This window comes from Sphaerochaeta sp. S2, assembly GCF_016406725.1.
Lineage (GTDB): Bacteria > Spirochaetota > Spirochaetia > Sphaerochaetales > Sphaerochaetaceae > Sphaerochaeta.
Genome location: NZ_JAEKNT010000467.1, coordinates 1 through 6,386, shown reverse-complemented (window position 1 = coordinate 6,386; position 6,386 = coordinate 1). Strand labels below are relative to the sequence as shown.

Here is a 6,386-nt window from a genome sequence, read left to right as displayed (position 1 = left end):
TGATCAGACGGTTACCGAAGTCAATGGCAAACTGCATATTATGCGTGACCATCAGGGCAGTAAGTTCATACTCCTTGATGTACCGCTCGGTCAAATCCATGACAATCTGTGCATTCCTTGGGTCAAGGGCAGCAGTATGCTCATCAAGCAAGAGCATCTTGGGTTTGCTCATGACCGTCATCAACAAGGTGAGAGCCTGTCTCTGTCCTCCGCTGAGCAGTCCAACGTTGTCCTTGAGCCTGTTCTCCAGACCGATGGGCTTGAGGAGTTCCCTGAATACTTGCCTCTTCTCATTGTTCAGGCTTATTCGCAGGCCCTTCATTCCCTTTGTCATAGCTGTGATCATGTTGTCCTCAATGGACATATTTGCAGCAGTTCCCTTGGTTGGATCCTGGAAAATTCGACCGATGGTCATGGCCCTGCGATACTCGGGGCTGCTGGTGATATCCACCTCATCAAAAATGATCTTTCCATTGGTAACGGGGTAGGTACCGCTGATGAGATTGAAAAGCGTGGATTTGCCACTGCCGTTTGAGCCAATGACACAGATGATGTCCTCTTTATTTACATGGAGGTTGATGTTTTCCAAGGCTGTCTTTTCATTGACAGTACCGGGATAAAAGACTTTGGTGATATTACTCAGATCAAGCATTGGTTGCATCCTCCTTGTCGCTCATGTTTTTTGCCTGGGAGCGTGCGATGGCTTTCTTTTTTGCCCCAGCAGAGCTTGCAGCACTGCGAGTCTGGGCAATAAACAAGCTGACGATGACCAATATACCTGTGAGCAATTTGAAATCGTTTGGGGTGATGTTGACCAAGTACCCGTACTTTCTGCCAAAGAACATCAGTGCCTTATAGATGATGGCTCCAAAGATGGCTCTAAGCGTAAGTAGTGATATTCGGTTGGTAGAGAAGAGGAACTCGCCCAGCATGATTGCTGCCAGTCCCTGGACGACCATACCGATTCCCAGGTTTGCATCAGCAAAGCCCTGGTACTGGGCGAGCAATCCACCAGAGAGAGCAATCAAGCCATTGGAGAGCCCAAGTCCGATCAACTTCAATACCTCGGGATTGATGCCTTGGCTGATGACCATTTGCTCGTTTCCACCCATTGCACCAAGAGAAACACCAAGGTCGGTACGGAAGAAGATATCAATGAGTACCTTTACAAAGAGTACCACCAGCAGGGTTCCCACCAGACTGGCCCATTCAGGGGGAAGGAACTGGAATGCCTCGGGGAGTTTTGAGTATAAGGTCTCCACGCGAAGCAAGGGGACGTTGGCCTTGTTCCCCAGAATTCTCAAGTTGATTGAGTAGAGCATGGTCATGGTAAGAATACCTGCAAGCAAGCCAGGAATTTTCAGTTTATTGTGGATGGCGGCAGTAACCATGCCTGCAAGCACTCCTGCGAAGAATGAAAGCAACAATGCAACAAAGATGGGAAGACCGGCTACAATGGCCATGGTTGCAACTGCTGCACCGGTAGCCACCGATCCATCGCAGGTAAGATCGGCAATATCGAGAATCCGATATGAGATTAAGATTCCAATGACCATGAGTGAAAAGATCAGGCCATCTACAAAAATTCCTTCAAGCATGTATTACCCCTTACACAGAAAAAACCCGCCGGCTCAATACAGTTCCGGCGGGATTGCAATTGACCCAATTACTGGGTAATTTTCACACCATCCTTAATGAGCACTGCTGCTGCATCTTGCAGATCCTGCGAAATAGTATACCCAAGCTCGTCCGCTGCATCAAGATTGAACCACAGCTGGAATTTTGTGGGATCAGTGATATAGACTGTTCCGATATCCCCGGCTTCAGTGCCTCTAAGAATCTGTTCAACAATCTTACCTGTTTCAACTCCGATGTTGTAGTAATCAAAGCCAAGGCTGACCAGGACATTCAGGCCATCAATACCGCTTGCATCAGAACTGAAGAGTGCCTTGCCGGCCTTCTTCGCAACATCGTCAACTGAGGCGATGGCACTGATGACGGTGTTGTCAGTGGCAATATAGAGCGCATCAACACGGTCGATGATTGACTGGGTGGCCATTTTGACTTCACTGGAGTTTGAAATGGCAGCGGAAACAAACCCAACACCATACTTTTCACAAGCGGCCTTCGCCATCTCCATGAGCAGGACACCATTGGCTTCACCGGAAGCGTAGACATTGCCGATGGTCTTTGCACCAGTGATGTCGATCAGGAGCTTGATCTGTTCTTCGACCGGGTTCTTGTCAGATACTCCTGCAATGTTTGCTGCCACAAGGCCGGCTTCACTTGAATCGGTGACAGCGCTGAATACTACCGAGGTACCGGAGTTTTCATTAAATACCTGGGCAAGAGCCTGGGCAGCAGGGGTGGCAATACCGACTGCTACATCCACCTTGTCACTCTTGAACTTCTGAGCGATGGAGGAAGCGGTTGAAATATCGCCGTTTGCATTCTGATGATCATAGGTCACCTGAAGATCAGTTGTTGCAAGGTGATCCATCATACCCTGTTCAGCTGCATCAAGCGCTGCATGGGTGACCAATTTTGAAATACCGATTTTGTACGGTTGTGGGCCGGTTTGTTCTGCCTGGCCAGCACTGAAGAGTGGAAGTGCAACACAGAGCAGCAGAGAGAGAGCGACGAGCATCGGACGCTGTAGTTTTTTCATAATCATTCCTCCAAGCGGATAATCCTTTTCGTTTGCAAAACTATAGCTGGAATTTCTGGATTTGTAAATCCGAATATACAAAATAATGAATAATAATTCATATAATATACAAGTATTATCTGAATTTGCCCATAAAAAGGAACCTGCCCCCGAAGAGGCAGGTTCACAATACAAGGAGAATCTACGTTATTATTGTATTTGCTTCTTTCCATCCTTGATGATCACCTTTGCATTGGCAAGCAACGACTCGTCAATGGTGATACCAAGTGCATCAGCGGTATCGAGATTGAACCATAGTTCAAATTGGGCAGGGTCCTCGAAGAAAATGGATCCGATATCCTTGGGATTTTCACCCTGTATGATTCGCTCAACCACTTTTCCAGTCTCTACCCCAACGGTGTAGTAGTTGAAACCCCAGCTCATCAGGAAGTCGATATTTTCACTGCTGGTGGTGTCAGTATTGAAGAGCGGAACACCTGCCTTCATGCATACCTCACTTACACTGGGAATGGCACTGACAACGGTATTGTCGATTGCCACGTACATTGCATCCACGCGGTCGATGATGGATTGGGCAGCCATCTTCACCTCACTTGAGTTACTGATTGCTGCTGCCACGAACTTGACTCCATTTGCTTCGCTGATTTCTCTGGCCATCTCCATCTGCACCACACCATTGGCTTCGCTGCTGGTATAGATCATTCCCAAGGTCTTTGGTTTGACAATGGAGAAATAGGTCTCCAGTTGCAACTCAAGAGGGTTCAGGTCAGAGACTCCTGCAATATTTGTCTCTTCAGTCTTCGTATAGTCAACAACCAATCCTGCTGCCAGAGGATCAGTGATTGCCCCGAATACCACTGGCTTATCCTTGATGATCTGGGCAAGCGCCTGAGCCGCTGGGGTAGCGATGCCAACCACGATATCCTTGTCATCGCTCTTGAATTTCTGGGCAATGGCAATTGCTGTGGCAATTTCACCGTTGCAGTTCTGGTTGTCAAATGTTACAGAGAAATCACTTGCCTCAAGCTGGTCCATGATCCCTTGTTCAATTGCATCAAGGGCAGGGTGACTGACCAATTTGGAAATACCGATGGTATAGGTTTTTTCTGTCCCTGGTGCGGGATCTGTTTCAGTGGCAGGTTGTGCAATCAGGTAGGTTCCGATAAGCAAAAACGTCAAAAGCAGGATACTTATTCTTTTCATGGTCAATCTCCTCTGTGATGACGTTACTATATATAGAAAATTGGAGGAGTGCAAGTATCTATTCGTAGAAACATGAACTTTTTTTTGTGATGAGGCAAAAAGAAACTCCCCGGGGAGTCCGGGGAGGTATCTTTCAGGGGCACTCTGGATTAGATAAAGTCATCTTCTTCAAATGCGTCCGTCTCATCGAAATCGTCATTTTCGTCGTAAAACTCATCCTCGTAGGACTCATCTCCATCGACCATGAAACCATCATCGAGCAAGTCGTCGTCTTCTTCATCCTCATCGAGCATTTCGTCATCGTTATCACCGAAATCAATTACCTCAGGAGCATCAAATAGATCGGCAAGATAAGCATCTTCCTCATCCTCTAGCCTGCTGAAATAACGATCTTCCTCATCATCGAGCTCATCTTCTTCATCACGGTATTTAGCCATGTCGTTACTCCTTGAAATCAGATTCAAATCCCACACATCCAACATAAGAGAAGGTAATCAGGTTGTCAATTAGTTGTATCGGTTTGTGTGTATGGACAGGTAAGAATCACACTGCTATGATGCGAATATGGAAACAAAACGATGGTATCTGGCTGTCCCTCTTGGGGACCCAGCAGGGATTGGTCCTGAGATTGTGCTGAAGGCAATGCAACGTGTAAATCTTCCCCCTTCCATGGGGATGGTGGTAATCGGCGATGTCCCTCTCATAAAGAAGGTATCTACTGATTTAGGCATCCCTTCAGATTTTGATGCTGTGGTTGTTGATGACAAATCCTTGGTTCGTGCAATCGAAAGCGGCAGTCGTCATATTCTTTACTCCCAGAATATCTTGGATATGCATCGATTCAGCTATGGAGAGATACAGGCAATGTGTGGTCGTGCTGCCTATCATGCAGTGGAGGAGGCGGTTCGTCTAATTAGCAGCGGATATGCTCATGCATTGGTAACACCACCCCTTCATAAGGAAGCCTTGAAAGCCGCCGATGTCGACCATATTGGATATACCGAAATTCTCAGTGCACTCAGCGGGACCAAGCGTGCAATAACGATGTTCGATACGCTTGGATTGAAAATATTCTTCCATAGCAGGCATCTCTCGTTGCGCCAGGCATGTGATGCGGTTACAAAGGAGTCATTGCTGAAGACCATCCTCGAGTGCGATGCCATTACAAAGAATCATGGCGGCGCATTCAGAAATGAGCTCAGTCTTGCCGTTGCGGGTCTGAATCCTCATTGTGGTGAGCATGGTCTCTTTGGTGATGAAGAAGAGCGAGCCATCGAGCCTGCCATCCAGGAAGCCAGAGAGCATGGGGTGAATGTTGCCGGTCCAATTGGAGCCGATTCAGTCTTCTACCAAGCAAGGGTCGGAAAATATAGGGCAGTGATCTCCCTCTATCATGACCAAGGGCATATTGCTGCAAAGACCTATGATTTCAACCAGACCATCTCAATCACATGGAACCTTCCGTTTTTGAGAACCAGTGTGGATCATGGAACTGCCTTTGACATTGCAGGGAAAAATCTTGCCGATGCTGCTGGTATGGTCCGAGCATTGGAGGCAGCAGCAGACTACCTCCTGGCAGAAGGAGAGAGATGATGAAGCGATTGGCACCTGTGTTTCTTGTTCTTGTTTTTGTCTTGGTCCTCAGCGGTTGCGCGACCTCGGTGAGGGTTCGTCATATGGTCCCGGGCGAAGTGGACCTACAGGGAGGAAGGAGTCTCGCCGTCTCCTCAACATCCATGTACCGGTTTCCCTACGGCAGACCTGTGAGCCCCTGGGTTAGTGGCTTGCAAGAAACGGATTTTACACTCTCAACCGGGTATGATCCGAATCTTTCAGAGCGTGTTGCCTCACTTGCGACAAGAAAGATTGTACAGGCTGTGAGTGATACCCGCTATTTCTCGATACTGGCCCCCGAGGCTACCGATGCCTATCTTAGCCTTTCCAAAGCAGGAGAGGATAGTATTCGCTTGATGCGTGATAAGGGTTTTGACCTGCTCATGAGCAGTGAAATCTCCTATATGGATATGGAAGAGCGCGTCGAGGGGACTGATAGACGGGAGTTTGTTACCGATAGTAGCGGTGTAAGCAGTGAGCAAGTCACGAAGCGAGAGTATTACCTTGTACAGGAAGCTACCCTTGGACTCTCTTACACCATAACCAGTTTGCAAGATGGTAGAATATTGGCAAGTGAAAGCTTTATAGACAAGGAAGAGGAGCAAACTAAGATTGGGACACGATACTATGATCAAGATGGCAGCCATCGCGATGAAAGAAACTACAGTAGCGGTCTAGCTCCCTCTTTTGACCCACTCTTTTCCCAGATTATCGAGCGTACAACAGACAGGATTGCGCTGCACCTGGCGCCATCCTGGGAGACCAGGTATCTTTCACTCATGAAGAACAAGGAAAAGCTTGCAGCAGCAGATATGGCACACCAATTCGCCAAGGATGGCGAATACCAAAGGGCATATCAGCAGTTCCTGTCGATCTGGCAGCAAGCAGGGCAGCTTAGCAG

7 protein-coding genes are annotated in these 6,386 nt (G+C 47.8%); 2 read left to right on the top strand and 5 right to left on the bottom strand.

What is annotated here, in order from left to right; all coding sequences use genetic code 11:
* The 5 genes from JF818_RS13485 to JF818_RS13465 all read right to left on the bottom strand — a co-directional run.
* On the bottom strand, positions 1 to 652 hold a 652-nt coding region (locus JF818_RS13485; protein WP_198892501.1), incomplete at its 3' end, for an ABC transporter ATP-binding protein.
* Positions 645 to 1,598 carry an ABC transporter permease gene (locus tag JF818_RS13480; RefSeq protein WP_198892500.1) on the bottom strand — a complete coding sequence of 318 codons (954 nt, stop codon included), beginning with the start codon at positions 1,596 to 1,598 and terminating at the stop codon, positions 645 to 647. The genes JF818_RS13485 and JF818_RS13480, both read right to left, overlap by 8 nt.
* A gap of 68 nt (positions 1,599 to 1,666) precedes the next feature.
* Positions 1,667 to 2,668 (bottom strand): ABC transporter substrate-binding protein, encoded by a 1,002-nt coding sequence (locus JF818_RS13475; RefSeq protein ID WP_198892499.1) that lies wholly within the window; start codon positions 2,666 to 2,668, stop codon positions 1,667 to 1,669.
* 189 nt (positions 2,669 to 2,857) lie between these two features.
* Positions 2,858 to 3,871, bottom strand: a complete 1,014-nt coding sequence (locus JF818_RS13470; RefSeq protein ID WP_198892498.1) for an ABC transporter substrate-binding protein — start codon at positions 3,869 to 3,871, stop codon at positions 2,858 to 2,860.
* 149 nt (positions 3,872 to 4,020) lie between these two features.
* Entirely contained in the window at positions 4,021 to 4,308 is a 288-nt protein-coding gene (locus JF818_RS13465; RefSeq protein WP_198892497.1) for a hypothetical protein, read from the bottom strand.
* A 127-nt stretch (positions 4,309 to 4,435) separates the two neighbouring features.
* On the opposite strand from JF818_RS13465, the gene pdxA reads away from it, so the two are divergent.
* A complete protein-coding gene (pdxA, locus tag JF818_RS13460; RefSeq protein ID WP_198892496.1) occupies positions 4,436 to 5,464 on the top strand; it encodes a 4-hydroxythreonine-4-phosphate dehydrogenase PdxA in 1,029 nt (342 codons plus the stop codon).
* Positions 5,464 to 6,386: hypothetical protein (locus JF818_RS13455; protein ID WP_198892495.1), on the top strand; the 923-nt coding region annotated here is incomplete at its 3' end. The genes pdxA and JF818_RS13455, both read left to right, overlap by 1 nt.

Bases quoted from the DNA above. Each gene is read 5' to 3' on its own strand.
- pdxA (WP_198892496.1), top strand. From the start codon at position 4,436: ATGGAAACAAAACGATGGTATCTGGCTGTCCCTCTTGGGGACCCAGCA.
- JF818_RS13470 (WP_198892498.1), bottom strand. From the start codon at position 3,871: ATGAAAAGAATAAGTATCCTGCTTTTGACGTTTTTGCTTATCGGAACC.
- JF818_RS13480 (WP_198892500.1), bottom strand. From the start codon at position 1,598: ATGCTTGAAGGAATTTTTGTAGATGGCCTGATCTTTTCACTCATGGTC.
- JF818_RS13475 (WP_198892499.1), bottom strand. From the start codon at position 2,668: ATGAAAAAACTACAGCGTCCGATGCTCGTCGCTCTCTCTCTGCTGCTC.
- JF818_RS13465 (WP_198892497.1), bottom strand. From the start codon at position 4,308: ATGGCTAAATACCGTGATGAAGAAGATGAGCTCGATGATGAGGAAGAT.